Below are 26233 nucleotides of genomic sequence, written 5' to 3'. Positions count from 1 at the left end.
AGTGAGTATCGGGCTATCCAGACGATAGCCCGACGGCGACAGTTAGTCAGGCCTGGGCTGCTAGAACACGCCGTTCCCAGGGAGTGATTTCATCAAAGAAGCTGGTCAACTCCATGGTCTTCGAAGCGATGTAGCCTTCGATGAACTCCTGTCCGAACAGTTCCCTGGCCAATTGGCTACGTTTCAGACGTTCGAGTGCGGCATGCAAGGTACACGGCAGCGAAAGATTGTCCGGCACTTCGAATTCGCCCTGAATCGCCGCAGTCGGTTCCAGCTCATGCTCGATTCCATGCAAGCCGGCGGCCAGACTCGCGGCAATCGCCAGATACGGGTTGGCGTCGGCGCCCGGCAAGCGGTTTTCCACGCGACGAGCCACCGGCGAACTGGCCGGAATCCGCAGCCCTGCGGCGCGGTTGTCGTGCGACCAGCAGGCATTGTTCGGCGACGCATACGGGTGGCACAGACGCTGATAGGAGTTCACGTTCGGCGCAAACAGCGCAGTGAAATCGGCCATGCCCGCTTGCTGCCCGCCGATGAAATGGCGGAACATCGCGGTCGGCTGGCCGTCCTCGTCGCTGAACACATTCTTGCCGGTGGCGATCTCGACCAGGCTCTGGTGAATGTGCATCGAACTGCCCGGCGTGTGCGCTAGCGGCTTGGCCATGCACACCACGCTCAGACCATGCTTGAGCGCGACTTCCTTGAGCAGGTGTTTGAACAGGAAGGTCTGGTCGGCCAGCAACAGCGGATCACCGTGCAGCAGATTGATCTCGAACTGGCTGACGCCCATTTCATGCATGAAGGTATCGCGCGGCAGGCCGAGGGCGGCCATGCATTTATAGACTTCACTGAAGAACGGCCGCAGACCGTTATTGGAACTGACGCTGAAGGCCGACTGCCCATCCTCGCGACGTCCGTCGAGGCCGACTGGCGGACGGAACGGCTGGGTCGGATCAGTGTTCGGCGCGAAGACGAAGAATTCCAGCTCGGTCGCCACTACCGGCGCCAGACCGCGTGCGGCGTACCGGGCAATGACTTTCTTCAATTGACCGCGGGTCGACAGGTTGGAGCTTTCGCCGCTCAGTTCGTCGGCATCGCAGATGGCCAGGGCACGTGGCTCGTCGCTCCATGGCAGAGGATGGATCATGCTCGGCTCGGCCACCAGCGCCAGATCGCCGTCATCACTACCGTAAAACCGCGCCGGCGGATAACCGCCCATGATGCATTGCAGCAGCACACCCCGCGCCATCTGCAAACGCCGCCCTTCGAGAAAACCCTCGGCGGTCATCACCTTGCCGCGCGGCACGCCGTTCAAATCCGGCGTGACACATTCAATCTCATCAATGCCGGTCAGTCGCTGCGCGAGTGAACGCTGGCCATCGGTTGTCATGACGCAATCCTTGTTATTGTGCGAGCCGCGAACGGCGACCCGTACAAAATAGGCTCCGGCTGTTCGGAATATCAAGCAGCGTCAAACAAAATAAACCGCCTTACATTCCCCCTGTAGGAGCTGCCGCAGGCTGCGATCTTTTGATGTTGCTTTTGAAAGACAAGATCAAAAGATCGCAGCCTGCGGCAGCTCCTACAGGGGGCAGTGTCGAGTCACGGCAGATAAAGGCTGAACACCCCGCCACCCAACGGCCCGCCATTGCGAATTTCGGTGTGCCCGACCACGCCATTGCGCTGATGCAAAGCAGCAATGCGATTGGCGAAATACAGGCCCAGGCCGGTGCTGCCGCTGCCGTGATTGATGCCCTGCACGTAATCGGCTTGACGCTCGAGCATCTCGGCCGGGTAACCGTCGCCGTCATCGTTGATGCTCAGTACCAGTTGCCCGGCCTCGTCGCTGACGGTAATCAGCAGCGACTCGCGGGCATAACGAATGGCGTTGTTGATGCAGTTGCCCAATACCGAGGCAACCAATTCGCGATCGAAGAAACCCAGCGGGCTCAGCGGATCGACTTCGTAGGTAGCAATGATCCCGCGACTGGCGAACACCTCTTGATGCGCGGCCAGTTGCGCCTCGATGAAATCATCCAGCTCGTGATACGCCGGTTGCAGCGGCAACTGGTTGACGCCGAGTTTGTACAGCCCGAGCAACTGCACCAGCATGCCGTTGAGGTGGGCGAACTCGAAGTCGATCACGCCCTGCTCCGCTCCTGCGCGCTGCCCCTCGGGCAAGCGCGCCAGCCACTGGCTGTGGGCCTGCATCAGCATCGCCAGCGAGTTCTTCATGTCGTGAACGGTGGAGGCGATCACCGTGGAGAAATCCAGAGCCTGCTCGTCTTGGTTCATTCGCCAAACGCCTTGCTTTTCAGCTTCTGATAACGCGCAAAACGCGCGTCGGTGTCGGGCATCAGGCCGACCATTTTCAGGCAGGCCCGACATTCTTCCAGCTCCGCCGACGGCACACTGGTGTCGGTGCCGTGCAGCAGCGACTGGGCCATGTTCAGCGCGATACTGATGTTTTTCGGTTGCATCTTCAGCGCCTTGCGGAACACCTCGCGGGCCTCCACCAGGTTGCCGGTCTTGTACACGCGTACGCCCTGACGGTTGAGGTCGGCGGCGGCGTTGCTCGAACTGAGGATAGTCGGGTCGTCGGTGAGCTTGGCGATGTCTTTCATCACCGCCGGGTCGTCGCCGTAGATCTCCGCACAGCTCTTGAGCATCGAAGTGCCCGCCTCGGCCTGACCGAGCATCTGCAATTGCTTGGCGACCAGCAGCGCCGCCTCGGGACTCATGAACTGCTCCATGCCGTCGAGGCGCATCAGCGCTTGTTCGGTGAGCTTGTCGGCGGTCTCGGCATCGTTGAGCAGCAGACTGGTGGCCTTCATCAGGCGCGCACGAATCTGCAGGCCGGGGTCAGACGGATTCTCTTTGGCGACGGCGCTGAGCGTGGTGTTGATCTCCAGCCGGGTGCGCGTATCGAGCCCGCGCTCACTGCCCTTGCTGATCAAGGCATGGGCCAGACCGAGGTTGCTTTCCGGGTCCTTGAAACGCGACTGCGCGCCCTGCGCCACCGCCTGACGATAGGCCCGGGACGCGGTGTCGAAATCCTCGTTGGTCATCGCCAGTTTGCCGAGCAACGCCTGCCGGCGCACCGCCAGCGGCGACAAACGAATCGCCTCCTCCAGCACCCGCTGCGCGCCTTTGGTGTCGCCCTCGGCGACCAGCACATCGGCCATGCCGTCGTACAACGCCGGCATCATCGGGAACACTTTCAGCGCTTTTTCGTAGACATCTTTGGCCTGCGCCACTTGCCCACGCTTGAACAGCAACTTGCCCAGCCCGGCAAACGCCCACGGCAACGGCCGATCAGCAATGATGCTGTCGTAGAGGCGTTCAAGGGCTTCGTTCTGATTCATATCGCGCAGCGCATCGGCGCGATAACGCAGGCACAGCGGCGAATAACGGATGTCCTGCTTGCACAGCGCAATACAGGCATTGAGCACCTCGACCGGTTTACCGCGATCAAGGGCTTGCAGAATCGGTTTGAGCAACGTCTTGCGCTGCTCCAGACGCTCCAGGCGCTGCGCCAGGCCGGAGCGGTTGAACGGCTTGGTCAGGTACGCATCCGGCTCGTGCTCCAGCGCACTGAGCACCATCGCCTGACTGGTCTCGGCCGTGACCATGACAAACACCGCTTCATGGCTGATGAGCTTTTCCGACATCAGATCTTCCAGCACCTGCTGGCCGTTCTTCTTGCCGTCGCCGAGATGGAAATCCTGCAGGATGAAATCGTAGGACTTCTGCGCACACATCTTCAGCGCTTGCTCGCCGGTATCGGCGGTATCCACATCCTTGACCCCCAGTTCGCGCAGCATCGAGCGGACGGAACTGCGGAAATCCGAGAAATCATCGACGATCAGAAAACTCTTTTGGTGATACGACAGCATCGAGGATTTCCAGGCAATTGAAGTGAGGGCAATTTCAGGCGCGCAGATGATAGCTGCCGGCCAAATGCTATCAAGCGATTTCACGCGACTTTTAAGTCACCGAGTGGGTTATCGGCCACAAGTGACGTTCTCTGAAGCGGACACTTCAAGATTCCTCGCGCAGCGATTAACCTGCGCACCGACTCACCTTTCCCCCTACAAGGTTTATCTCGTGTACATCAAAGGACGTTGCATCGTGTCCGCCTGTGCGCTGCTGTTTTTCCAGCAGGCGATGGCGGCTGGAATGGATTGTGCAAAAGCTTCGAATACCGTCGAAAAGACGATTTGCGCAAATAGAGGGTTGCATGACCTGGATGCGCAGTTGGGGATGCTCTATCGGCAACTGATGAACACCTCCGCGCAAGCCCAACCGGACCTGAAGCAAACGCAACGTAGCTGGTTGAAAACACGCAATGAATGCGTCGAGGATGTTACCTGCCTGGATTTGCGCTATCGCGAGCGCCTGCAACTTTTGCAAGCGCAGTGGACACAGTCCGCCGCCCATCAACCGGATGGCGTTGATTAACAAGTGCTGGATGACCTGCAAAACAGTATTCGGGCTGCGAGCAAAACTGATCCGCAATTTGCCCTGGAACGGACACTCGCCTCACTGTCGTTGAAAAGCCCTGGAACCACGTTTTCCGCTGACCCGGACGCCGATCAATTCTCAGACAAAACGCACTTCCCCAAGACGCGGCCCAAAGGTGTTTCCCAAGACGAATGGAAGGCCTTGAGCGCCACCGAGTTCGACGCTGATACGGCCCTGGGCCGGACTATGTTTACCTTGATTGACCTGGACGGTGACCGGCAACGTGACCTGATTGTCGAGACCTACACCGGCGGCACCGGCCTGTACACGTTCGTCGAGACCTTTCGCCGTGACGGCGACAAGTTCAACCGCAGGACCCCGTCGTCCGACGGCGAATCCATTGGCGGCTCGCTCTACTCCACCAATGACCGTGGCGCCAACCAGTCGGTCAACTGGATCAACCTTCGCGGCAAGATCTACGCGGCCTATCGCGCCGGTGCCTACGGAGTTGATCGGGTGTATTTACTCAGTCCCCTGCAAATCAACCACGACGTACCCATCGTCGAGGTTCGCTACGGCTACCAACTTAGCGTTCCTCGGACTCAACACAATGAAGACAACAGCGTGACGTTCAAACTGGAGCCAGCACTGCACCAGTCACTCAACCAAGCATTGACTCATGTGACTGAAAATCAGACCCAGGCCAGCGAGCAGAGAACACCGATCTGCCCGATTCCACCAACGGCCACTGACACCGAGGGATATTACAGCTACGGAGCCGGCTATTACGCCATCGAGTCAGTCGCCGACTTCCCGGTGATCATTGGCAAGGAGTGTTTTATCGGCCGGATGAACAATTGGTTCGGCGCCTACAGCGAGAAGGATGGGTTATTTGCGCAAATGACCGTGCGCAAGCCAGACCCGGAAGACGGCGGACGTACCTACGAGGTCAAGGGACGTCGCCAACTGAGCGGGGTCAGCACCTCAATTGGCAAGTTCGAGGAAAACGGCGACAACTAGCCGAAAGATCTCAATCTCATTGAGTGCTGGTAATTCCTGCACTCATGTATTGATTCAAGTCGCGCAGGTCCTGAATCTTCACTACGCCCTCTTGCAGAGGACAAGGGCTAAGGTCGCTACGAATACTTTCTGTCAAGAACCTGAAGATCTGACTTTATGAGCTCCATCAACGACTCTAGCTGATGAGCGACCTCATCTACGGTCTTATCCACTCTGCTGGTGAGAAAGCCCAACAGACCTTTCTTAGGGTGATACGGTGACTTGTGGACCTCGACCGCAAGCTGACCAATTAAAGACATGAGTTTCTCGGAGCGAGCTACCCACTCATTGCCCTTAATTACCACCCTATCAAGAATTAGACACTGCTCTCCAAACGCTTCCAGCTGCTTTGCTAGTGGGTCATTTTTCAACACCTTCATGACCTCTTCTGATCTAGCCTCAGGCGCGCCCAAGCTCCACTTATTACAGAGTCTGAGAATGCTGGCTTCAACAGTACTGAAGGCTAGATTGGCGTCCCAAACAACCACGATAGCCTTGCCGTGAATGAGCTGCTGCTTCCAACTGGTTAAGCCCTGATAAGCGAGTATTGCTAAAACACACGCTGTGAGAGCTTGGGCCAGAGATGAAAACGAGCTAACAAAAGTGAAAGCATCCTGCGTGCTACCTGCCTTGCCATTAGTCCAGATAGACCAAAAGATGCTGATACAAATAATTATCAACGCCAAAAGCAACGCATAGAATCCAGCCGCGTACGGGTTCGGGTTCTTCATCTCAAAAAGCCATCACCAAAATGGGCCGCAGATAATAAGCTCGGTTCGAGCCATCTGAAAGGGTATGCCCGAGCTGATCCGCGCAAATTCACGTTTATTTGCGCTTTCAGCCTGATAAGTGACACTCATAGTGCAACAGTATTAGTAGAACACCTTAACTGATACGGACAGCACATCATGTTCATCCGCGCATACCTTCGAGCATCGACCGGAGAGCAGGACGCCGGTCGCGCCCGGGCTTCGCTCGAGCAATTCGCCACTGACCACAACAAGGTGATTGCGAGCGTGTACCTGGAGAACGCTAGCGGCGCCTCGGCAGACCGCCCTGAGCTGCTGCGCCTGCTCAAAGATGCGCGCAAGGGTGACGTCCTGCTGGTGGAGTAGATAGACCGCCTCTCACGCCTTCCGATGGAGGATTGGCAGAAGCTCAAGGCTGCGATCAACTCTAAAGGCTTGCGCATCGTCGCGCTCGATCTGCCGACCAGTCACCAAGGAATGCAGGGCACCAAAGGCGACGAGTTCACCGGCCGGATGTTGGGCGCAATCAACTCGATGCTGGTGGAAATGATGGCGGCAATCGCGCGCAAGGATTACGAGCAGCGACGGGAGCGCCAAGCCTAGGGAATTGAGAAAGCGAAAGCGGCCGGTAAATACCAGGGCCGGCCGGTGGACGCTGATTTGCACAAGCGGGTGACTGAGTTGCTCGCTGCGGGCCTTGGCATCCGAGCAACAGCAAGGCACGCAAACTGCTCGACTACAACGGTGCTCCGGATCAGGGACTTGGCCACGGCCTGAGTGAATGAAAAAAGCCCCGCAATTGCGAGGCTTTTAATTTTGTACCGGTCACACGACTTCGAGTCGAGTGATATTCGGGTGCTCGCGGCTCTTCGCCTGCCAAAGATCGTAGGCAGACTGCATAGCCAGCCACTGGCGACCGTTGCTCAAACCGGCCATTTCCAAGCGGAAGGCCATTTCGGCGCTGATCCCGGTATGTCCATGAAGAACAGTAGAAAAGTGCGTGCGTGAATACCCTAGGTGTTCGGCCAGGTCGCCAACGCTCATTTTCAAAGCTGGAAGAACGTCTTCCCGCAATATTTCCCCAGGGTGGGGCGGATTGTGCATAGGCATAGTCATTACCCTCCTGTCAGTGGTAATCGCAATAATCCAACAGCTCAACGTCAGAGCCATTGAATCGGAAGATCACACGCCAGTTGCCTGAAACTGTGACCGACCAGAAACCCGCCAGGTTCCCCTTGAGTTGGTGCAAGCGATAGCCTGGAATGTCCATATCACTTGGCTTGATAGCAACGTCCAGGGCACCAAGGATGCGTGTCAGGCGAGCAGCGTGATCCGCCTGAATTCCTCGGGTCGTCTGTGTTTCGAAGAAGTCCCGAAGGCCTTTGTGTTGGAAGGTCGTTATCATGATTCGAGTGTAGGGTCGGTCCGTACACCCAGCAAGCCGACGTCCGATTGATTGTTGCTATTGGATGCAACTCGGAATGTCGAAGGTGCGAGACCGGTGAAGATTCACTTCTTCCGATGATGATAACTTCGACTGCGGCGCCGCCCATTTTAGCCGTTTGCTGCCACGCTGCTGTCACGAGTGAAATCAGAGACGAGAGGAAAAAGCTAGAAGCATTGAGTTATATGGTGTCCCAGGGCAGGTTCGAACTGCCAACCTTCCCCTTAGGAGGGGGATGCTCTATCCAATTGAGCTACTGAGACACTGAGTTGTCGCGGCCGGACACGGCGCGACGGACGGCGTGCATGTTAACGGCCAGCCCCTGATTTGTCATGTCGTCCGTGGGCTTTTTAAGTGTAGGCAGGCGCCTTGCAATGCTGCGGGAACATTTACCGTGCAATTTGCACTACCGCAAAAAGCCATCATTGCAGATTGCAACCCGCGCCCGGTAAAAAACCATTCCAAATCCTTGTTTTTAAAGGACTTCACAGCGGTTAGACTGTTGGCACGCCGGCTGCTTTGTCTGTTCTCATAACAGCTCAACCGGAGTCCGCCCCATGAACAGCACTCTCCTGCTCGCAAACGCAATCGCCCTGGCGATTTTGGTGGGCTTTCATTTTGTTCCCGAGGGTGCTGAACCGGTGGCCCAGCGCATGCCGCATTACTTGCAGGTGCAGAAAGCACCACAGTGGGCGGTGCTGAGTGACCAGAGCGACTTCGCGGCACAGGCGGTCAATGAGCCTGAGCAAGCACTGCCGACGCGCGACACCGAACGTCTGGTTTTTTGAAATATCTTCAGGAGTACAGCATGTCCAGATCAGCCGCAGGATTTCTGATCCTCGCCTTATTGAGTGGCGTTGTGCATTTTTCACTGTTCGAGGAAACCTCAGTCACCCTGCCCCTGATTGGCTGCGGCGTGTTTGCGGTGTTGTTTGTGCTGGCCCTGGTGGCCGGGCGCAAGATCAAGTTTGATCCGGTGCTGCGTTAAGCCGGATCAAGTCCAGCAGTTGCTTGACGGCATCCGCCAGGTCGCCGGAATTGTCGATCAGATGCACAGGCAAGTCAGTTGCCCTTCTGTCCTTGAACAACGTATTACGTGCCAGCCTTGCATCGATCTGCTCAGGCGTCTCCCGACCACGCCTGAGCAGGCGTTCACGCAAGACCTCGTCCTTGACCGTCAGCAGCACTGGCAGCAGCGTCGGATAGCGCTCCAGCGCCTGACGCAGGTTGGCGCGCGAACCGTTCACCAGCACATGCCGTCCCGCACTTAACCACTCGTCGATTTCTGACGGGATGCCGTAAGCCAGCCCATTGGCGTGCCATGCCAGCGCGAAATCCCCGGCTTGCTGGCGTCGCTCGAACTCTTCAGGCGAAACGCCGATGGCATCCTCACCGACCGATTCCGCCGAGCGGGTGATCACTCGGCGGATGATTTCGCAGTTCATCGCCCGCAGTGGCTCACGCGCAGCCTCGATCAGGCTGTCCTTGCCTGAGCCAGAGGGTCCCATCAGATAAATAAGCCTGCCATCCATCCTGAAAACGCCCTCCAACGGGTGTTTGCCCTAGTAAATCGGCAAATTGCCACTATCCTGTACACATAAGGAACAAGGATCGAAAGCCGCATAGCATGCACGTTCTGAGGTCTTCGGACATCAATGGATGTGCATCAGGACGCGGCCAGTGATGCGGGTCGAGGCAAAGTTTTCCAACCAGTCCGCATTTCTGATAATTGGTGCTGGCATTACGCCTTTACCCAGCTCAATATTTGTCACAGAATTGACGCCAATGATCTGGCAATTTTGAGGCATGATGCGGGCCTCTTAACAATTCAGGTTGAACCATTTGGCGCGGATGCTTGTCCTACCACACATCCTGCGGCCAATCCCGAGAACCGCTCCCCTGAACTAACCGGTTAAATATATGCGCCCATTGAAACAGGCAATTTATTCCAGCCGTACGGCTGACAAGTTCGTCGTACGTCTGCCAGACGGAATGCGTGAACGCATTGCCGAGGTGGCTCGCAATCATCATCGCAGCATGAACTCCGAGATCATTGCGCGCCTTGAGCAGAGTCTTATTCAGGAAGGTGCACTGGGCGAAGAGTTGAGCATGCGCCTGGACAGCCCGGAGCTTTCATTGCACGAGCGTGAGCTGCTGCAACGCTTCCGCCAGCTGTCTCATCGACAACAGAACGCTCTGGTGTCGCTGATCGCTCACGATGCCGAGATGGCCGCAGACGCGTCCTGAGTTACACCGAATATCTAAAGCCAGCTTAAGTGCTGGCTTTTTTTTGCCTCAAATCTGACCCTCCCCACAAATAAAAACACAGGCACAAAAAAGCCCGCCATTTCGGCGGGCTTTTGCATGGCAGCGAATCAGAGCAGGAAGATCGTCGCCAGCCCCAGGAAGATGAAGAAGCCGCCGCTGTCGGTCATGGCCGTGATCATCACGCTGGCGCCCATCGCCGGGTCGCGGCCCATCTTGGCCAGCGTCATCGGGATCAACACCCCCATCAGCGCCGCGAGCAGCAGATTGAGGGTCATCGCCGCGGTCATCACCACCCCCAGCGACCAACTGCCGTAAAGCAGGTAGGCGACCACACCGATCACCCCACCCCAGACCAGACCGTTGATCAACCCCACCGCCAGCTCCTTGCGCATCAGGCGCGAGGTGTTGCCGGTGCTGACCTGGTCGAGCGCCATGGCACGCACGATCATGGTGATCGTCTGGTTACCGGAATTGCCGCCGATACCCGCCACAATCGGCATCAGCGCCGCCAGCGCCACCAGTTTCTCGATCGAGCCTTCGAACAGACCGATCACCCGCGACGCGACAAATGCCGTGATCAGGTTGATCGCCAGCCATGCCCAACGGTTGCGCAGGGATTTCCAGACGGAGGCGAAGATGTCTTCCTCTTCGCGCAGACCGGCCATGTTGAGGACTTCGCTTTCGCTCTCCTCACGAATCAGGTCGACCATTTCATCGATGGTCAAACGGCCGATCAGCTTGCCGTTCTTGTCGACCACCGGGGCCGAGATCAAGTCGTAACGCTCGAACGCCTGAGCCGCGTCATAGGCGTCTTCGTCCGGGTGAAAACTCACCGGATCGCTGGCCATGACCTCAGAAACCTGTTTCTCCGGGTCGTTCACCAACAGACGCTTGATTGGCAGCACGCCCTTGAGTACGCCGTCGTAATCGACCACGAACAGTTTGTCGGTGTGGCCCGGCAGCTCTTTGAGACGACGCAGGTAACGCAGAACCACTTCGAGGCTGACATCCTCACGGATGGTCACCATCTCGAAGTCCATCAGCGCACCGACCTGCTCCTCGTCATAGGACAAGGCCGAACGCACGCGCTCGCGTTGCTGCTGGTCAAGCGTCTCCATCAGCTCATGGACGACGTCTCGCGGCAGCTCGGAGGCCAGGTCAGCGAGTTCGTCGGCATCCATGTCCTTGGCCGCAGCCAGGAGCTCGTGATCGTCCATGTCGGCGATCAGCGTTTCCCGAACGGAATCGGATACTTCGAGAAGAATGTCGCCGTCGCGATCAGCCTTGACCAGTTGCCAGAGCGTCAGACGGTCGTCCAGCGGCAAGGCTTCAAGGATGTAGGCAACGTCGGCGGAGTGCAGATCATCGAGTTTGCGTTGCAGCTCGACGAGATTCTGCCGGTGAACCAAGTTCTCGACCCGGTCGTGATGCGCGCCTTCCTGGCGATGAGTCAGGTCTTCGACGACCTTCTGGCGCTGCAGCAGCTCAACGACCTGAGCCAGGCGATCCTGCAGGCTTTCCTGTGTTTTCTTTACTTCGATTTCGGACATAGGCGAACTCCACTCCCAGCAGCGGGGCACGCCGGAAGGATCAATCAGTCAATTCATGATTGGTGAAACGGGCTACTGAATAACTACTGGGTAAGTCCATGGAGGTTTTCCATAAGCCCCGGCGGGGCTGACGGGCGCAATGATACACCGCCTGACGGTTTTAAACGTTAAAAAATCTCGGCCGAAACAAGCGCTTGCGAAACAAACCTGAGCGCTGTCCTGATCCATGCAAATGCGACGACTCATTCTGAAAAGAAAACACACCGGCGCTCAAAAATGTAGCGGCTACCCTTGAGCGTAGACCGTCAAGGAGGACGTCGAATGCGCTCTGCAACATCCAGTTTTTTACTCATCACCCTGCTCTGCCTGCCGCCCGCCGGGGCCACCACCAGCCTTCACCGCTGCGAGGCAGCCGACGGCGGCATCACCTTCACCAGTCTGAGTTGCGCGAACGACGAGCAGCGCTCGGTACAGCACGTTCACCCCTACTCGCCCGGATCCGTCGTACCGATCATGCCGGAACACAACCACGAGGAAATATCCGGTATGACAATCAGGGGACGTGAACCGGGCATCGTTGGCCGCCTGGAGGATAAATGTGGAAACCTGATCGATGCCAGGCAGCGCCGCGCAGCGATCATCAATCAACGAGTGATTGCCGGCATGAGCCAACAGGACGTCGAAAGCGCGCTCGGCAAACCGGACAAAGTGAACATTCGAACGTCGACGACGAGCTATCGCTATGAGCTGAAACGAGGCCGCAGTGCTCAAGTCGATTTTGATGAGAGGGGATGCGTGAAAGGAAAAGCCAAATCGCAGACAACAAAAAGCCCGCGTTAAACGCGGGCTTCTTGAATATGGTGCACTCGACAGGATTCGAACCTGTGACCGCTCGGTTCGTAGCCGAGTACTCTATCCAGCTGAGCTACGAGTGCATTTTGTGTTTTTAGACCAGATCACAACTGGTTGAAGCCGAGTTGCCTGTATTGCTACAAACGACTCTTAAATGGTGCACTCGACAGGATTCGAACCTGTGACCGCTCGGTTCGTAGCCGAGTACTCTATCCAGCTGAGCTACGAGTGCATGTGTGTTTTTAAACCAGACCACAACTGGCTGAAGCCGAGTTCTTTATATCGCTATAAACAACTCTTAAATGGTGCACTCGACAGGATTCGAACCTGTGACCGCTCGGTTCGTAGCCGAGTACTCTATCCAGCTGAGCTACGAGTGCATTTGTTGCGCCGCATTATAGCCCGTCTAATCTCTATTCCAACCACTTTTTCTAATAAATTCAAGAACTTACAGAAAAAGCCAGATTACAACGCACTAAGCAAATAATGGCGGAGAACGGGGGATTCGAACCCCCGACACCCTTTTGAGGTGTACTCCCTTAGCAGGGGAGCGCCTTCGGCCACTCGGCCAGCTCTCCGCAACACGGGGCGTATATTAACCACCTTCTTCCCCGTTTGCAAACATAAAAATCGATAAAAATTAATGGCTTGGTTCTTCGTCCTTCTCTTTCTTTATACGCAGGTAAATTTCCTCACGGTGCACGGCAACCTCTTTCGGGGCGTTGACGCCGATGCGCACTTGATTTCCTTTGACGCCGAGCACGGTCACGGTGATTTCGCCATCACCGATAATCAGGCTTTCTGCGCACCGACGAGTCAGAATCAGCATACCTTTCTCCTCACGCATTTCATTTCAGGGACAACAGTCTGCAAAAAAAAGGCACCCGACCTACAACCGGAGCGATCGTAGCCCTACATGCCTGAGTATTGACCAGCGCGAGCAAAAGAACAGTTCAGGGCTCGCGCCATTCAAAAAATAAAGGGCGCGGTCAGACCGCGCCCTTCAGGTGACTGGATCACTCGCCCTGACGGGCCGGAGCGTCCAGTTCGAAAGCCGTGTGCAGGGCGCGCACGGCCAGTTCCAGGTACTTCTCTTCAATCACCACGGAAACCTTGATTTCCGACGTCGAGATCATCTGGATGTTGATGCTTTCCTTGGCTAGGGATTCGAACATGCGGCTGGCCACACCTGCGTGGGAACGCATGCCGACGCCGACGATCGAGACCTTGGCAATCTTGGTGTCACCCACCACTTCCCGGGCACCGATCTCGCGAGCGGTGTTTTCCAGCACGGTCTGTGCGGCCGGGTAGTCGTTGCGGTGCACGGTGAAGGTGAAATCGGTGGTGTTATCGTGCGCGACGTTCTGCACGATCATGTCGACTTCGATGTTCGCGGCACTGATCGGGCCGAGAATCTTGAACGCCACGCCCGGGGTGTCTGGCACGCCACGGATGGTCAGCTTGGCTTCATCGCGGTTGAAAGCGATGCCGGAAATGATCGGCTGTTCCATGGTTTCCTCTTCATCAATAGTAATGAGGGTGCCCGGACCCTCCTTGAAGCTGTGCAGTACGCGCAGCGGAACGTTGTACTTGCCGGCGAATTCCACCGCACGGATCTGCAGCACCTTGGAACCGAGGCTGGCCATTTCCAGCATCTCTTCGAAGGTGATCTTGTCCAGACGCTGAGCGACCGGCACCACACGCGGGTCAGTGGTGTAGACACCATCGACGTCGGTGTAGATCTGGCACTCGTCAGCCTTCAATGCAGCCGCCAGTGCCACGCCCGTGGTGTCGGAACCGCCACGGCCGAGGGTGGTGATGTTGCCGTGCTCGTCGACGCCCTGGAAACCGGCGACAACCACCACGCGACCTGCTTTCAGATCACCGCGAATCTTCTGGTCATCAATCTGCAAGATACGCGCTTTATTGTGCGCACTGTCCGTCAGGATCCGCACCTGATTACCGGTGTACGACACCGCCGGCACACCACGCTTGATCAGCGCCATGGCCAACAGGGCAATCGTCACCTGCTCACCGGTGGAAACAATCACGTCCAGTTCACGCGGAACCGGTTGCACGTCGCCACTGATTTGCTTGGCCAGATCGATCAGACGGTTGGTTTCGCCGCTCATTGCAGACAGCACAACCACCAGGTCATCGCCGGCATCGCGGAATTTCTTAACCTTGTCGGCGACCTGCTCGATTCTCTCGACAGTACCGACCGAGGTGCCTCCAAATTTCTGTACGATCAAAGCCATTTCAAAGCCGCCTCTGCCCATGAAGGGCGCCCAATAATCACTCGAACAGCCGCCGGGCCCGCCACTAGACTGCGGGCCCGGCGGGCCGTCTTATAAACCCTGCTCGACGAATGGAACGGTCAGCGCCAATGCGCCATCCAGTGCGCCGGCGTCGACACCGCCGCCCTGCGCCATGTCCGGACGACCACCGCCCTTCCCGCCCACTGCCGCAGCAGCCTGTTTCATCAAATCACCGGCTTTGAGTTGGCCAGTCAGGTCCTTGGTTACGCCTGCAACCAGTACGACCTTTTCCTCATGGACACTGCCGAGCAGGATCACTGCGCGACCGAGTTTGTTTTTCAGCTGATCGACCAGCGCCAGCAGCGCCTTGCCGTCCTGACCATCCAGACGTGCAGCCAGAACCTTCACGCCTTTGACGTCGACTGCCGAGTTCGACAGATCGTCGCCCGCGGCGCTGGCGGCCTTGGCCTGCAACTGCTCGAGTTGCTTTTCCAGCGCGCGGTTGCGCTCCAGCACGGCCGACAGCTTGTCGATCAGATTGTCGCGGCTGCCCTTGACCAGGTTGGCCGCTTCCTTGAGTTGTTCTTCAGCAGCGTTCAAGTAGGCCAGTGCCGCGGCACCGGTGACTGCCTCGATACGACGCACGCCCGATGCCACACCGCCTTCGCTGATGATTTTCAGCAGGCCGATGTCGCCGGTACGGTTGGCATGGATACCGCCACACAGCTCAACGGAGAAATCGCCGCCCATGCTCAGCACGCGCACGTTGTCGCCGTACTTCTCGCCGAACAGCGCCATCGCGCCTTTCTGCTTGGCGGTTTCGATGTCGGTTTCTTCGGTTTCAACCGCGGAGTTCTTGCGGATCTCGGCGTTGACGATGTCTTCCAGCGCTTTGATCTGCTCAGGCTTGATCGCTTCAAAGTGGCTGAAGTCGAAGCGCAGACGCTGGCTATCCACCAACGAACCCTTCTGCTGAACGTGCTCGCCCAGTACCTGACGCAGCGCAGCGTGCAGCAAGTGGGTGGCCGAGTGGTTCAACGAAGTCGCGTGACGCACTTCGGCATCGACGTGGGTTTCCACTGGCGCGCCGATGGTCAGACTGCCGGAATCCAGCACACCGTGGTGCAGGAAGGCGCCGCCGGTCTTGGTGGTGTCACGGACGTCGAAACGCGCGTTGCCCGCCTGGAGGAAACCGCAATCACCGATCTGGCCGCCGGATTCAGCGTAGAACGGGGTCTGATTGAGCACGATCACCGCCTCTTCGCCTTCACTCAAGACGTCGACCGACTGACCGTCTTTATAGATAGCGACGATTTTTGCCGAACCGCTGGTGTCTTTGTAACCGGTGAACTCGGTGGCCACGTCAACCTTGACCAGGGTGTTGTAGTCCAGACCGAACGAGCTGGCCGAACGCGCACGAACACGCTGGGCTTCCATTTCACGCTCGAAGCCGACTTCGTCCACAGTCAGGCCGCGCTCGCGAGCGATGTCAGCCGTCAGGTCCATCGGGAAACCGTAGGTGTCGTAGAGTTTGAACACCACGTCGCCCGGCACTACGGTGCCTTTGAGTTCCAGCAGATCCTGCTCGAGGATCTTCAGGCCGTGCTCCAGGGTCTTGGAGAACTGCTCTTCTTCGGCCTTCAGTACGCGCTCGATGTTGCTCTGCTGCTTCTTCAGTTCCGGGAAGGCTTCGCCCATCTCGGCGACCAGCGCAGCGACGATCTTGTAGAAGAAGCTGCCGGTAGCGCCCAGCTTGTTGCCGTGACGGCAGGCGCGACGAATGATCCGGCGCAGTACATAACCGCGGCCTTCATTGGACGGCAGCACGCCGTCGGCGATCAGGAAACCGCACGAACGGATGTGATCGGACACCACTTTCAGCGAGGACTGATCGCCATTTTCGCAGCCGATCGCTTCGGCCGAGGCCTTCAGCAGGTTCTTGAACAGGTCAATGTCGTAGTTGGAATTGACGTGCTGCATCACCGCACTGATCCGCTCCAGGCCCATGCCGGTGTCGACCGACGGCGCTGGCAACGGATGCAACACGCCATCGGCGGTGCGGTTGAACTGCATGAACACGTTGTTCCAGATCTCGATGTAACGGTCGCCGTCTTCTTCCGGCGAACCCGGTGGGCCACCCCAGATGTGGTCGCCGTGATCGTAGAAAATCTCGGTGCATGGGCCGCACGGGCCGGTATCGCCCATGGTCCAGAAGTTGTCGGAGGCGTACGGCGCACCTTTGTTGTCGCCGATGCGGATCATGCGCTCGACCGGCACACCGATCTCTTTGGTCCAGATGTCATACGCTTCGTCATCGGAGGCGTAGACGGTGACCCAGAGTTTTTCCTTCGGCAGTTTCAGAACGCCGGTCAGGAAGGTCCAGGCGAAGGTAATCGCGTCGTGCTTGAAATAGTCACCGAAGCTGAAGTTACCGAGCATTTCGAAGAAGGTGTGGTGACGAGCGGTATAACCGACGTTTTCCAGGTCGCTGTTCTTGCCACCGGCACGCACGCACTTCTGGCTGCTGGTTGCGCGGGTGTACGCGCGCTTTTCCTGGCCCAGGAAGCAGTCCTTGAACTGGTTCATCCCCGCGTTGGTGAACAGCAGGGTTGGGTCGTTGCCCGGAATCAAAGAGCTGGAGGCTACACGGGTGTGGCCTTGCTCTTCGAAGAAGCGAAGGAAGGCTTCACGGATTTCTGCGCTTTTCATTAGGTTCTTCCACGGAGGCTGCGGCCAAAGGCCTGTACGAAACGTCAACAGACGAAACGACGGCAAAGGGCCGCATTATATCGGCCCTTCGCGCGGGGTACAGCGTGTTTATACGATAGTAACGGTCAATTGGACGGCTAACCCTGTCACTTGCGCGAAAACTCGACGAATGTCGCGATCACTTGCTCGATTTGCGAGCGACTGACGTCCATGTGCGTGACCATGCGCAAGCGCGCCGCGGCGCTCAGCTTGATCCCGCGTTCGGCGGCAAACGCCTTGAGCGCTTCGGCCTGGTCGCCCATTTGCACGTAGACCATGTTGGTCTGCACAGGCTCGACGCTGAACCCGGCCTCGCGCAAGCCTTCGGCCAAAAACCGGGCGTTGGCATGGTCATCCGCCAGACGTTCGATGTTGTGATCCAGTGCATACAGCCCCGCCGCTGCCAGCAATCCGGCCTGACGCATGCCGCCGCCGACCATTTTGCGCAGGCGGCGGGCCTTGCCGATCAGTTGCTCAGAGCCGCATAGCACCGAACCGACCGGCGCCCCGAGGCCTTTGGACAGACACACCGATACCGAATCGAAATGTTGCGTGATCTCGCGGGCATCCACCCCAAGCTTGACCGCCGCGTTATACAGCCGCGCGCCGTCCAGATGCAGTTGCAAGCCTTTATCCTGAGTGAAGCGGCGGGCGCGGGCCAGATACTCCAGCGGAAGCACTTTGCCCTGCATGGTGTTTTCCAGCGCCAGCAAACGAGTTCGAGCGAAATGGAAGTCATCCGGCTTGATTGCTGCCGCGACCTGATCCAGATCCAGCGAACCATCGGCCTGCACCTCCAGCGGCTGTGGCTGGATCGAACCGAGCACCGCCGCGCCACCCCCTTCGTACTTATAGGTGTGCGCCTGCTGGCCGACGATGTATTCGTCGCCACGCTCGCAATGCGCCATCAGCCCGAGCAAGTTGCTCATGGTGCCGGTCGGCACGAACAGCGCAGCGGCGAAACCCAGCCTTTTCGCCAATTCGGCTTCCAGACGACTGACCGTCGGATCTTCGCCGTACACATCGTCACCGGTAGCCGCCGCAGTCATCGCGTCGAGCATGGCAGGAGTCGGTTGGGTGACGGTGTCGCTGCGAAGATCGATAACGCTCATGAACCTGGCCTCTGGTCAGCAGGGGAAATCCCTTTTCGAAGGTGAATTACTGCGGTCATGGCGCCGATTAATCAACCCTTGAATGAGAAAAAGCACATTACTCCTTGAAAGGACGCAACCCAATGTGGGAGCGGGCTTGCTCGCGAAGGCGGTGTGTCAGCCGGCAAACTAATTGGCTGACACACCGCCTTCGTCGGAACGCCGCCCGGAGCAAGCTCGCTCCCACAGGTTCTGTGCAGGGCCGGAAAATATGTGATAAAAACGCTGCGCCGCCCGAGAAAGGGCGGCGAAAACGTTCTCAGGGCGGGGTGCAATTCCCCACCGGCGGTAATTGCGCGCAATGCGCATAGCCCGCGAGCGCTTGGCGACGAACACGGCAAAGGCTGTGATCGGCGGCAAGGTCAGCAGACCCGGTGTGATTCCGGGGCCGACGGTCATAGTCCGGATGAAGAGAGAACGGGATTGACGCCAAAGGGCCGCCCGCGCGCTTGTGTGCTCGTGCGTACCCTTGAATCCCTTTCGATTCATAACGCCCTGTTTTTCACACAAACAGGAGTCAGAACATGCAACCCACCGCTATCGACAGCAAAACCAAACACCCTCACGGCGAGCGCGTCGCGTTCATCCAGGCCTGCTGGCACAAGGAAATCGTCGACCAGAGCCGTAAGGGCTTCGTCGCCGAAATGCTCGCTCAGGGTTATCAGGAATCGGACATCGATTTCTTCGAAGTCGGCGGCGCCTTTGAAATGCCTCTGCACGCCAAGCTACTGGCCAAGACCGGGCGTTATGCCGGCATCGTCGCGGCCGCTCTGGTGGTGGACGGCGGCATCTATCGTCACGAGTTCGTCGCCCAGTCAGTGGTCAGCGGCCTGATGCAGGTGCAACTGGAAACCGAAGTACCGGTGTTCTCGGTGTCCCTGACCCCGCACCACTTCCATGCCGGTGAAGAGCATCAGAAATTCTTCTTCGAGCACTTTGTACACAAGGGTCAGGAAGCGGCGCGGACTTGCGCGGATACGCTGCAGAAGGTTCGTGCGCTGCGTCGCAGTGAGCCGCGTGCGGTAGCGGTCTGAGCCTGTCTGGGTCGAGCGCGGCCCCAAAACTCACTCAAATCTAAATGTGGGAGCGGGCTTGCTCGCGAAAGCGGTGTGTCAGTGACGAGTCTGTGTACTGACACACCGCTTTCGCGAGCAAGCCCGCTCCCACATGGGGTCTGAGGTGTTCTCAGGATAAGTGTTCGTCGGTGGTCGGCACGATCAGGATACCCGCGCGCAAGCCGTTCTTGACCTTGGGATTTGGGAAGATGATCCGCGCGCCCTCTTCCTCGATGACCCAGCGGGTATTGGCCAGATCTTCGGCCAGCACATAGCCCACATCCAATTCAGAAAAGTTCTCGATGTCCGCCGGCAGGTTCAGGCGGAACGCATCGCTGTGCTTGATGATTTCCCGCGCCACGCTGAACAGCTGCAAACCATCCAGTCCTTCTGCAGCCAGATCCGGCTCAGTGCCTTCGATGATCTGCTTCAGACGAGTTTCCAATAGCGAGACATTGACGCCGTCGTTCTGCCCGAACGGCCGCGCCTTGCCCAGCTCCAGGGTGAAAGCCTCGGCATCGAGTTTGTCGTAGGTGTACGAGCTGAAAACGATCGACGGCTTGTTCTGCAGCAGCACCGCTTCCATCCCGGCGGCACGCAGACGCGCCAGTTCGCGGCGCGAGTGCTGGCGCCCTTCTTTCCACGGATACAGGGCGAACTGCTCGATCTTCGAACCACGAATCGCGGTGTGCAGATCGTAGTGCAGACGCTGACGATCCGGCAGGCTGAAGAAGCTCGCCGCCAGCCGTTCCAGCTCACAGGCGCGAATGGCTTCGGAACCGCTGGTTTGTTCATGACGGCCGTTGAACAGCCGGTTGACGTCCTGCTCGACGAAACGCTCGCCTTTGCGAATCGCTTCCGGGTTGCCGAACAGGAACAGAATGCGTGCACGCGGTTTCAGATCGCCGCGAGCGATGTCATGCAGCAGCCGATCAAGCAACTCGATCGGCGCTGTTTCATTGCCGTGGATACCTGCCGACAGCAGCAGGTCCAGGCCATTGTCGCGCGCTTCGGGCGGCCGGACTTCCAGCGCACCCTCGCTCAACCAGCGCATGCGCACGCCTTCGACAGTCAGTTGAGTCTTCTCCGCCGGTTCGCGGCCGGCGAGGGTCAGTTCAAGCAGTTTGCCGAGGGCGAGCATAGAGCGGTTTCCTTAGTGATCGTGGTTGCAATCCGGGCCGTGCACGTGGTCTTCGTCGTCGCCGACTTCAGCCGGTTCCATTTCCAGTTGCAGACTTACCAGATTAGTCGCCAATGGGCGCAGCAGCAGGTTGGCGTACTCGGCGTCACCTTCTTCAACGTCCACGCCGATCAGCAGTTGGCCACGGCCGTCCTGCTGGATCCACAGCTCTTTGCCTTGCCACATGACCGCGACGCGGGTGCACGAGGTTTGCAGTTGCGTGCCGTCGGTGTCTTCAAGGATCAGCTGCAGGGAATCGCTCATATTTTTACTCTCTTGGGGGAGACAAGCCGCGCGCCGCGTTCAGGCAACGCGCCGGCCATCAATTGATCTGGAATGGATAAACCGCGCCCAGTTTAAGGATTTGCGTCAGTTCATCCAGTGCCGTCCGGCATTCAAGCAGCAACTGCGGGTCCGCCAGATCGGTTTCGCTCAGGCGGTCGCGGTAGTGCTTTTCAACCCATGCGGTCAACGAACCGTACAACGGGGCCGTCATGATAACCCCTGGGTTGACGGCCGCCAGCTCGGTTTCGTTGAGAGCGACGCGCAGTCGCAGGCACGCCGGGCCACCGCCGTTCTGCATGCTTTGCTTGAGGTCGAAGACTTTGACTTCGCGGATCAGCCCGCCGGAGCTGGTCAGACCTTGCAGGTAGTTCCACACGCGCTCGTTGCCACGGCATTCTTCCGGCACGATCAGCAGCATCGAGCCGTCCGGACGCGACAGCAACTGGCTGTTGAACAGATAGGAACGCACGGCGTCATCCACGGTGACCGCCGAACGCGGCACGCAGACCGACTGGAACTTGCCGCCGACCTTGGCCAGTTTGCCCTGCAACTCGGCCAGCATCTGCTCGGTGTCGAGGAACGCGTCCTCGTGATAGAACAGCACCTCGCCGTTACCCACCGCGATCACGTCGTTGTGGAATACGCCCTGATCGATCACCGCCGGGTTCTGCTGCGCATAAACCACGCCTTCATCACGCAGACCGTGCAGACGCGCCACCGCTTGCGACGCTTCCAGGGTCTGGCGCGCCGGGTACTTCTGTGGTGCCGGGTAACGGGTGTCGAAGGCACTGCGACCGAACACGAAGAACTCGACACCGGCCTCGCCGTACTCACGGCAGAAACGCGTGTGGTTGGCTGCGCCTTCGTCACCGAACTGCGCCACTGCCGGCAACGCGGCGTGGTGGGCGAAGTGCTGCTGATCGGCGAACATCGCGCCGAGCACGCGGCTGGTGGTCGGGTGTTCGATGCTGCGGTGGTATTTGCAATTGAGGTTGGCGGCGGTGAAATGCACGCGACCGTCAGCGGTGTCGGCACTCGGGCTGACCGTGGCAGCGTTGGCCACCCACATGCTCGATGCCGAGCAACTGGCGACCAGCAGCGGCATGGCTTCCTTCGCGGCGCGCTCGATCAATTGCGCGTCGGTGCCGCTGAAACCCAGACGGCGCAACGCGGCCACGTCCGGACGCTCCTGCGGCGCCAGCACGCCTTGCTGAAAGCCCATTTCCATCAGCGCTTTCATTTTCGCCAGACCTTGCAGCGCCGCTTCCTTCGGATTCGAAGACTGCTGGCTGTTGCTCTGGGACGCAACGTTGCCGTAGGACAGACCGCCGTAGTTATGGGTCGGCCCCACTAGACCGTCAAAATTGACTTCATAGGATTTCATCAGCGAGGCTCCACGAGAATCTGTTGTTATAGGCTTCAAGTAACAATTCAGTCAGACCGCGTCGCGGCTATCGCGAGCAGGCTCACTCCTACAGGTTTGGCGGGGAACACACATGTTGTGTACGACACAAATCCTGTAGGAGTGAGCCTGCTCGCGATGGCCGTTACGCCATTTTCACGCCAGGCGTCAGGGCCGCAGGCAACACCAGATTTGGGGTTTCCAGCGAGGCCACCGGGTACGCGCAGTAGTCTGCCGCGTAGTAGGCGCTGGCGCGATGGTTGCCCGAAGCCCCGACGCCGCCGAACGGCGCGCTGCTCGCCGCACCGGTCAGCTGTTTGTTCCAGTTGACGATACCGGCGCGGCTTTCCAGCCAGAACTGCTGATAACGATCTTCGGAATCCGACAGCAAACCAGCCGCCAGGCCATAAGCGGTGTCATTGGCCTCGCTGATCGCCGCAGCGAAATCGGCGTAGCGAATCACCTGCAGCAACGGGCCGAACAGTTCTTCGTCCGGACGCTCGGCCACGGCGGTCACATCCAGAATGCCCGGGGTCAGCAAGGCCGACTGCGCTTGCGGCTGAGTCATCGCCAGCAGCGACACCGCGCCATTGGCCAGCAGGTGTTGCTGGGCATCCATCAGCGCTTTCGCCGCGCCGAGGGAAATCACCGAGCCCATGAACGGCGCAGGCTGCTGATCGAACGCACCGACTTCGATGGTCGCGCTGACTTCCACCAGACGCTTGAGCAGGCTGTCGCCCCACGCGCCTTGCGGCACCAGCAGACGACGCGCACACGTGCAGCGCTGACCGGCGGAGATGAACGCCGACTGAATGATGGTGTACACCGCCGCGTCCAGATCAGCGACCTGATCGACCACCAGCGGGTTGTTGCCGCCCATTTCCAAAGCCAGAATCTTGTCCGGCCGCCCGGCGAACTGCTGGTGCAGGTGATTGCCAGTACGGCTGGAGCCGGTGAAGAACAGACCGTCGATGCCCGGGTTCGCCGCCAGCGCGATACCGGTTTCGCGAGCGCCTTGCAGCAGGTTCAACACGCCGGCCGGCAGACCGGCTTCGATCCAGCACTTGACCGTCAGCTCGGCGACTTTCGGCGTCAGTTCGCTCGGCTTGAACAGCACGCTGTTACCCGCCAGCAGTGCCGGCACGATGTGCCCGTTCGGCAAGTGACCCGGGAAGTTGTAAGGGCCGAACACCGCCACCACACCGTGTGGCTTGTGGCGCAGCACGGCGGTGGCGTCGCCCAGCGGGCCGCTCTTCTCGCCGGTACGTTCGCGGTAGCTCTGCACCGAGATCGCGATCTTGTTGACCATGCTGGTAACTTCGGTCGCGGCTTCCCACAACGGCTTGCCGGTTTCCTCACCGATGGTGCGGGCCAGTTCGTCACTGTGGTTTTTCAGGGCGGCGGCGAAAGCTTCGAGCACGCTGATGCGCTCGTCCAGCGAACGCCGCGCCCAGCCCGGAAAGGCCTGACGCGCAGCCTGCACGGCCGACTCGACCTGAGCGGCAGTCGCGCCCTCCCCCGACCACAGCACTTGCTGGGTCACCGGATTCAGCGACTGGAATGCTTCGCCCTGACCGGCCAGCCATTCACCTGCGATGTATAGCGAATTCATTATTTCGACTCCCGAGCAGCAGACAACGCCACGGCGCGCACTTGATCGCCGGCGTTGAGTTGAAGACGTTTGGCGGTCAGCGGATCGACCACCAGCGTGCCGGCAGCCAGGCGGGCCGGCGCAGCGGTGATGCGGCAGTCTTCGCGCTTGCGGTTATGGATGATGAACGGCGTGGCGTCATCGCCCGGCGTACCAATCGCCAGCACCAGCGCCTCGCTGTCGCGGACTGCGCGGATCTTACTGGTTTCGCACTCGATGGCCGGACCGGCGTCGAAGATATCGACGTAGCCCTGATAGCTGAAACCTTCGCTCTTGAGCATCGCCAGCGCCGGTTCGGTGTCCGGGTGCACCTGACCGATAACGTTACGCGCATCCGGCGACAGGAAGCAGGTGTACAGCGGGAATTTCGGCATCAGTTCGGCGATGAACGCCTTGTTGCCAACACCGGTCAGGTAGTCGGCCTGGCTGAATTCCATCTTGAAGAAGTGCCGGCCCAGACTTTCCCAGAACGGCGAACGACCGGCCTCATCGGAGACGCCGCGCATCTCGGCAATGATCTTGTTGCCGAACAACTCCGGAAACTCGGCGATGAACAGCATGCGCGCCTTGGACAGCATGCGGCCGTTCAGACCGGTGCGGTAATCGGCGTGCAGGAACAGCGAGCACAGCTCGGAATTGCCGGTCAGGTCGTTGGCGAGGAACAGCGTCGGGATCTCGCGATAGATGTTCAGCTCTTGCGAGGCGCTGACGGTCAGGCCGACGCGGAAGTTGTACCACGGCTCGCGCAGACCGACCGCGCCGGCGATGGCGGAAATCCCCACCACGCGACCGTTGTCGTCTTCGAGCACGAACAGGTAGTCCGCATCGCCACGGCCGGCTTCGCCGCGAAAGGTCTTCTCGGCCCAGCCAACCCGATGGGTCAGGCGCTCTTCGTTGGCCGGCAAGGTGGTCAGGCCGGTGCCGGTGCTGCGGGCCAGGTCGATCAGCGCGGATAAATCGCTGCTGCGTACGGGACGAACAATCATGCTATCTCCTCAAACGGGCCGCCTTCGCCACCCGTGAAACTCGCTAAGGCGTTAAACCGCCACCAGGCGCACGCTGGCACCTTCACCGACGCCCAGGGCTTCGGCTGCTTCCAGATCCAGGGTCACCGGTTTGCCCGGCGCGTAGTCCAGTTCCAGCAACACCGCGCGGTAATCCTGCAACTGCGCGTTGGCCACCAGATACTGGCGCCCGGCACCTTTGACCGGCTCGCCGATCTTCACCGGCACTACACGGCTCTGGGCGATCGAACGGATCCCCGAAACACGCGCATGCAGGGTCGGGCCACCGTCGAAAATGTCGATGTAGTGATCGGTCTCGAAGCCTTCGCGCATCAGGATGTCGAAGGTGATCTGCGCACGCGGGTGCACCTGGCCCATCGCTTCTTGAGCGGAATCCGGCAGCAGCGGCACGTAGATCGGGTAATGCGGCATCAGTTCGGCGAGGAACGTGCGGCTCTTCAGGCCACACAGGCGCTCGGCTTCGGCGTAGTTGAGGTCGAAGAAGTTGCGCCCGATCGCGTCCCAGAATGGCGAATCGCCGTTTTCGTCGCTGTAACCGACGATCTCGGTCACCACCGAATCAGCGAAACGCTCCGGGTGGCTGGCGACGAACAGCAGGCGACCACGGGAGTTGAGCTCGGCCCACGGCGACCCCACCAGTTCGCGCTGCACGTAGAAACTGGTCAGCAAGCTGTTGCCGGTCAGGTCGTGGCATTGCGAGAGCACGTGGATCTTGTTGTGGATCTTCAGCTCGCGGGAGGCGTGGACGAAGGTCTCGTTACGGAAGCTGTAGAACGGCTCGGAGTAACCGGCCGAGGCAACGATGGCCGAGCAGCCGACCAGTTTGCCGGTGGCGGTGTCTTCGAGGACGAAGAAATAGCTCTCTTCGCCGTTGAAGCTCACTTCGGCAGCGAACGAGGCTTCGCTCGCCGCGATCTTGTCGCTCAGACGTTCCACGTCATCCGGCAAGGAAGTGACACCAATCGGACTGTCCGCAGCCAGACGCTGTACCTCGCCCAGATCAGCCATTTGCGCAGGGCGCATCACCAGCATGGTGTCACTCCTTTCTCTTATAAATTTACAGAAGAAAAAACACCGGACCTTGTAGGAGTG

Annotated in this window: 25 protein-coding genes, 5 tRNA genes, 1 pseudogene and 1 riboswitch; of the genes and pseudogenes, 8 read left to right on the top strand and 23 right to left on the bottom strand. The window is 58.9% G+C overall.

The window, feature by feature from the left end:
- Nucleotides 1-46: 46 nt before the first annotated feature.
- The 3 genes from CKW11_RS08225 to CKW11_RS08215 form a co-directional block, all read right to left on the bottom strand.
- A complete protein-coding gene (locus CKW11_RS08225; RefSeq protein WP_177439992.1) occupies nucleotides 47-1288 on the bottom strand; it encodes a glutamine synthetase family protein in 1242 nt (413 codons plus the stop codon).
- Between the two features lie 314 nt (nucleotides 1289-1602).
- Nucleotides 1603-2295, bottom strand: coding sequence for a sensor histidine kinase KdpD (locus tag CKW11_RS08220; protein ID WP_095137133.1), 693 nt, complete (start codon nucleotides 2293-2295; stop codon nucleotides 1603-1605).
- Nucleotides 2292-3896 (bottom strand): tetratricopeptide repeat-containing response regulator, encoded by a 1605-nt coding sequence (locus CKW11_RS08215; RefSeq protein WP_095137132.1) that lies wholly within the window; start codon nucleotides 3894-3896, stop codon nucleotides 2292-2294. Before CKW11_RS08215 ends, CKW11_RS08220 begins: the two co-directional genes overlap by 4 nt.
- A gap of 211 nt (nucleotides 3897-4107) precedes the next feature.
- On the opposite strand from CKW11_RS08215, the gene CKW11_RS28815 reads away from it, so the two are divergent.
- On the top strand, nucleotides 4108-4461 hold the full coding sequence (locus tag CKW11_RS28815) for a lysozyme inhibitor LprI family protein (protein ID WP_256582033.1): 354 nt from the start codon (nucleotides 4108-4110) through the stop codon (nucleotides 4459-4461).
- Nucleotides 4462-4464: 3 nt separating this feature from the next.
- Nucleotides 4465-5484, top strand: coding sequence for a PliI family lysozyme inhibitor of I-type lysozyme (locus CKW11_RS08210; RefSeq protein ID WP_256582032.1), 1020 nt, complete (start codon nucleotides 4465-4467; stop codon nucleotides 5482-5484).
- 116 nt (nucleotides 5485-5600) lie between these two features.
- Here CKW11_RS08210 and CKW11_RS08205 read toward each other — a convergent pair whose 3' ends face one another.
- Entirely contained in the window at nucleotides 5601-6254 is a 654-nt protein-coding gene (locus CKW11_RS08205; protein ID WP_095137131.1) for a hypothetical protein, read from the bottom strand.
- 177 nt (nucleotides 6255-6431) lie between these two features.
- On the opposite strand from CKW11_RS08205, the pseudogene CKW11_RS08200 reads away from it, so the two are divergent.
- Nucleotides 6432-7049: pseudogene (locus CKW11_RS08200) on the top strand (recombinase family protein).
- 48 nt (nucleotides 7050-7097) lie between these two features.
- On the opposite strand, the gene CKW11_RS08195 reads toward CKW11_RS08200, so the two are convergent.
- From CKW11_RS08195 to CKW11_RS08185, 3 genes are all read right to left on the bottom strand, one after another.
- Nucleotides 7098-7382, bottom strand: coding sequence for a HigA family addiction module antitoxin (locus tag CKW11_RS08195; RefSeq protein ID WP_095137390.1), 285 nt, complete (start codon nucleotides 7380-7382; stop codon nucleotides 7098-7100).
- A 16-nt stretch (nucleotides 7383-7398) separates the two neighbouring features.
- Nucleotides 7399-7677: a type II toxin-antitoxin system RelE/ParE family toxin gene (locus tag CKW11_RS08190; RefSeq protein ID WP_095137130.1), complete on the bottom strand. Its 279-nt coding sequence runs from the start codon at nucleotides 7675-7677 to the stop codon at nucleotides 7399-7401.
- A gap of 225 nt (nucleotides 7678-7902) precedes the next feature.
- Nucleotides 7903-7979, bottom strand: a tRNA-Arg gene (locus tag CKW11_RS08185).
- Between the two features lie 294 nt (nucleotides 7980-8273).
- Between CKW11_RS08185 and CKW11_RS08175 the strand changes: the two genes are divergently transcribed.
- Together CKW11_RS08175 and CKW11_RS08170 are read left to right on the top strand one after the other, a co-directional pair.
- On the top strand, nucleotides 8274-8504 hold the full coding sequence (locus CKW11_RS08175) for a hypothetical protein (RefSeq protein ID WP_095137128.1): 231 nt from the start codon (nucleotides 8274-8276) through the stop codon (nucleotides 8502-8504).
- A gap of 20 nt (nucleotides 8505-8524) precedes the next feature.
- Nucleotides 8525-8704, top strand: coding sequence for a PA3371 family protein (locus CKW11_RS08170; RefSeq protein ID WP_095137127.1), 180 nt, complete (start codon nucleotides 8525-8527; stop codon nucleotides 8702-8704).
- Here CKW11_RS08170 and phnN read toward each other — a convergent pair.
- Nucleotides 8679-9248 carry a phosphonate metabolism protein/1,5-bisphosphokinase (PRPP-forming) PhnN gene (gene phnN, locus CKW11_RS08165; RefSeq protein ID WP_095137126.1) on the bottom strand — a complete coding sequence of 190 codons (570 nt, stop codon included), beginning with the start codon at nucleotides 9246-9248 and terminating at the stop codon, nucleotides 8679-8681. The two genes, CKW11_RS08170 and phnN, sit on opposite strands and share 26 nt — an antisense overlap.
- A gap of 388 nt (nucleotides 9249-9636) precedes the next feature.
- Between phnN and CKW11_RS08160 the strand changes: the two genes are divergently transcribed.
- The gene (locus CKW11_RS08160; protein WP_003178899.1) at nucleotides 9637-9963 is read left to right on the top strand and encodes an Arc family DNA-binding protein; all 327 of its coding nucleotides are present in this window, start codon (nucleotides 9637-9639) and stop codon (nucleotides 9961-9963) included.
- A gap of 128 nt (nucleotides 9964-10091) precedes the next feature.
- On the opposite strand, the gene mgtE is transcribed toward CKW11_RS08160, so the two are convergent.
- The gene (gene mgtE, locus CKW11_RS08155) at nucleotides 10092-11534 is read right to left on the bottom strand and encodes a magnesium transporter (protein WP_047599679.1); all 1443 of its coding nucleotides are present in this window, start codon (nucleotides 11532-11534) and stop codon (nucleotides 10092-10094) included.
- 321 nt (nucleotides 11535-11855) lie between these two features.
- Between mgtE and CKW11_RS08150 the strand changes: the two genes are divergently transcribed.
- On the top strand, nucleotides 11856-12374 hold the full coding sequence (locus CKW11_RS08150) for a cell envelope protein SmpA (protein ID WP_095137125.1): 519 nt from the start codon (nucleotides 11856-11858) through the stop codon (nucleotides 12372-12374).
- 18 nt (nucleotides 12375-12392) lie between these two features.
- Here the strand turns inward: CKW11_RS08150 and CKW11_RS08145 are convergent.
- The 8 genes from CKW11_RS08145 to ltaE all read right to left on the bottom strand — a co-directional run bounded on the left by CKW11_RS08145 (nucleotide 12393) and on the right by ltaE (nucleotide 18504).
- Nucleotides 12393-12469: transfer RNA gene (locus CKW11_RS08145), tRNA-Arg, on the bottom strand.
- Between the two features lie 72 nt (nucleotides 12470-12541).
- Nucleotides 12542-12618: transfer RNA gene (locus CKW11_RS08140), tRNA-Arg, on the bottom strand.
- A gap of 71 nt (nucleotides 12619-12689) precedes the next feature.
- Nucleotides 12690-12766 (bottom strand) — tRNA-Arg (locus tag CKW11_RS08135).
- A 107-nt stretch (nucleotides 12767-12873) separates the two neighbouring features.
- Nucleotides 12874-12964 (bottom strand) — tRNA-Ser (locus CKW11_RS08130).
- A 62-nt stretch (nucleotides 12965-13026) separates the two neighbouring features.
- Complete coding sequence (csrA, locus tag CKW11_RS08125; RefSeq protein ID WP_002554426.1) at nucleotides 13027-13215, bottom strand: carbon storage regulator CsrA; 189 nt, start codon at nucleotides 13213-13215, stop codon at nucleotides 13027-13029.
- 187 nt (nucleotides 13216-13402) lie between these two features.
- Nucleotides 13403-14644, bottom strand: a complete 1242-nt coding sequence (locus CKW11_RS08120) for an aspartate kinase (RefSeq protein WP_095137124.1) — start codon at nucleotides 14642-14644, stop codon at nucleotides 13403-13405.
- A gap of 90 nt (nucleotides 14645-14734) precedes the next feature.
- Complete coding sequence (alaS, locus tag CKW11_RS08115; protein ID WP_027612645.1) at nucleotides 14735-17353, bottom strand: alanine--tRNA ligase; 2619 nt, start codon at nucleotides 17351-17353, stop codon at nucleotides 14735-14737.
- 146 nt (nucleotides 17354-17499) lie between these two features.
- A complete protein-coding gene (gene ltaE / locus CKW11_RS08110; RefSeq protein WP_095137123.1) occupies nucleotides 17500-18504 on the bottom strand; it encodes a low-specificity L-threonine aldolase in 1005 nt (334 codons plus the stop codon).
- A gap of 290 nt (nucleotides 18505-18794) precedes the next feature.
- Nucleotides 18795-18966, top strand: a riboswitch (FMN riboswitch).
- 101 nt (nucleotides 18967-19067) lie between these two features.
- On the opposite strand from ltaE, the gene CKW11_RS08105 reads away from it, so the two are divergent.
- Complete coding sequence (locus CKW11_RS08105; RefSeq protein ID WP_047599675.1) at nucleotides 19068-19577, top strand: 6,7-dimethyl-8-ribityllumazine synthase; 510 nt, start codon at nucleotides 19068-19070, stop codon at nucleotides 19575-19577.
- Nucleotides 19578-19728: 151 nt separating this feature from the next.
- Here the strand turns inward: CKW11_RS08105 and astE are convergent, their stop codons facing one another.
- The 6 genes from astE to aruF all read right to left on the bottom strand — a co-directional run bounded on the left by astE (nucleotide 19729) and on the right by aruF (nucleotide 26173).
- Complete coding sequence (gene astE / locus CKW11_RS08100) at nucleotides 19729-20739, bottom strand: succinylglutamate desuccinylase (RefSeq protein WP_095137122.1); 1011 nt, start codon at nucleotides 20737-20739, stop codon at nucleotides 19729-19731.
- 12 nt (nucleotides 20740-20751) lie between these two features.
- Nucleotides 20752-21042 (bottom strand): topoisomerase II, encoded by a 291-nt coding sequence (locus CKW11_RS08095; protein ID WP_095137121.1) that lies wholly within the window; start codon nucleotides 21040-21042, stop codon nucleotides 20752-20754.
- Nucleotides 21043-21100: 58 nt separating this feature from the next.
- Nucleotides 21101-22447 (bottom strand): N-succinylarginine dihydrolase, encoded by a 1347-nt coding sequence (gene astB / locus CKW11_RS08090; RefSeq protein ID WP_095137120.1) that lies wholly within the window; start codon nucleotides 22445-22447, stop codon nucleotides 21101-21103.
- A 163-nt stretch (nucleotides 22448-22610) separates the two neighbouring features.
- On the bottom strand, nucleotides 22611-24080 hold the full coding sequence (gene astD / locus CKW11_RS08085; protein WP_177439991.1) for a succinylglutamate-semialdehyde dehydrogenase: 1470 nt from the start codon (nucleotides 24078-24080) through the stop codon (nucleotides 22611-22613).
- On the bottom strand, nucleotides 24077-25102 hold the full coding sequence (gene astA, locus CKW11_RS08080) for an arginine N-succinyltransferase (protein WP_027612638.1): 1026 nt from the start codon (nucleotides 25100-25102) through the stop codon (nucleotides 24077-24079). The genes astD and astA overlap by 4 nt, the downstream gene beginning before the upstream one ends.
- A 51-nt stretch (nucleotides 25103-25153) precedes the next feature.
- Nucleotides 25154-26173, bottom strand: coding sequence for an arginine/ornithine succinyltransferase subunit alpha (gene aruF, locus CKW11_RS08075; RefSeq protein ID WP_025112905.1), 1020 nt, complete (start codon nucleotides 26171-26173; stop codon nucleotides 25154-25156).
- Nucleotides 26174-26233 lie beyond the last annotated feature (60 nt).

The sequence above is a fragment of the Pseudomonas sp. Irchel s3a10 genome (assembly GCF_900187525.1).
Classification (GTDB): Bacteria; Pseudomonadota; Gammaproteobacteria; order Pseudomonadales; family Pseudomonadaceae; genus Aquipseudomonas; species Aquipseudomonas koreensis_G.
This window is presented reverse-complemented; position numbering and strand designations above follow the sequence as displayed.

Bases quoted from the DNA above. Each gene is read 5' to 3' on its own strand.
- CKW11_RS08225 (WP_177439992.1), bottom strand. From the start codon at position 1,288: ATGACCGCCGAGGGTTTTCTCGAAGGGCGGCGTTTGCAGATGGCGCGG.
- CKW11_RS08220 (WP_095137133.1), bottom strand. From the start codon at position 2,295: ATGAACCAAGACGAGCAGGCTCTGGATTTCTCCACGGTGATCGCCTCC.
- CKW11_RS08215 (WP_095137132.1), bottom strand. From the start codon at position 3,896: ATGCTGTCGTATCACCAAAAGAGTTTTCTGATCGTCGATGATTTCTCG.
- CKW11_RS08205 (WP_095137131.1), bottom strand. From the start codon at position 6,254: ATGAAGAACCCGAACCCGTACGCGGCTGGATTCTATGCGTTGCTTTTG.
- CKW11_RS08195 (WP_095137390.1), bottom strand. From the start codon at position 7,382: ATGCCTATGCACAATCCGCCCCACCCTGGGGAAATATTGCGGGAAGAC.
- CKW11_RS08190 (WP_095137130.1), bottom strand. From the start codon at position 7,677: ATGATAACGACCTTCCAACACAAAGGCCTTCGGGACTTCTTCGAAACA.
- CKW11_RS08175 (WP_095137128.1), top strand. From the start codon at position 8,274: ATGAACAGCACTCTCCTGCTCGCAAACGCAATCGCCCTGGCGATTTTG.
- CKW11_RS08170 (WP_095137127.1), top strand. From the start codon at position 8,525: ATGTCCAGATCAGCCGCAGGATTTCTGATCCTCGCCTTATTGAGTGGC.
- phnN (WP_095137126.1), bottom strand. From the start codon at position 9,248: ATGGATGGCAGGCTTATTTATCTGATGGGACCCTCTGGCTCAGGCAAG.
- CKW11_RS08160 (WP_003178899.1), top strand. From the start codon at position 9,637: ATGCGCCCATTGAAACAGGCAATTTATTCCAGCCGTACGGCTGACAAG.
- mgtE (WP_047599679.1), bottom strand. From the start codon at position 11,534: ATGTCCGAAATCGAAGTAAAGAAAACACAGGAAAGCCTGCAGGATCGC.
- CKW11_RS08150 (WP_095137125.1), top strand. From the start codon at position 11,856: ATGCGCTCTGCAACATCCAGTTTTTTACTCATCACCCTGCTCTGCCTG.
- csrA (WP_002554426.1), bottom strand. From the start codon at position 13,215: ATGCTGATTCTGACTCGTCGGTGCGCAGAAAGCCTGATTATCGGTGAT.
- CKW11_RS08120 (WP_095137124.1), bottom strand. From the start codon at position 14,644: ATGGCTTTGATCGTACAGAAATTTGGAGGCACCTCGGTCGGTACTGTC.
- alaS (WP_027612645.1), bottom strand. From the start codon at position 17,353: ATGAAAAGCGCAGAAATCCGTGAAGCCTTCCTTCGCTTCTTCGAAGAG.
- ltaE (WP_095137123.1), bottom strand. From the start codon at position 18,504: ATGAGCGTTATCGATCTTCGCAGCGACACCGTCACCCAACCGACTCCT.
- CKW11_RS08105 (WP_047599675.1), top strand. From the start codon at position 19,068: ATGCAACCCACCGCTATCGACAGCAAAACCAAACACCCTCACGGCGAG.
- astE (WP_095137122.1), bottom strand. From the start codon at position 20,739: ATGCTCGCCCTCGGCAAACTGCTTGAACTGACCCTCGCCGGCCGCGAA.
- CKW11_RS08095 (WP_095137121.1), bottom strand. From the start codon at position 21,042: ATGAGCGATTCCCTGCAGCTGATCCTTGAAGACACCGACGGCACGCAA.
- astB (WP_095137120.1), bottom strand. From the start codon at position 22,447: ATGAAATCCTATGAAGTCAATTTTGACGGTCTAGTGGGGCCGACCCAT.
- astA (WP_027612638.1), bottom strand. From the start codon at position 25,102: ATGATTGTTCGTCCCGTACGCAGCAGCGATTTATCCGCGCTGATCGAC.
- aruF (WP_025112905.1), bottom strand. From the start codon at position 26,173: ATGCTGGTGATGCGCCCTGCGCAAATGGCTGATCTGGGCGAGGTACAG.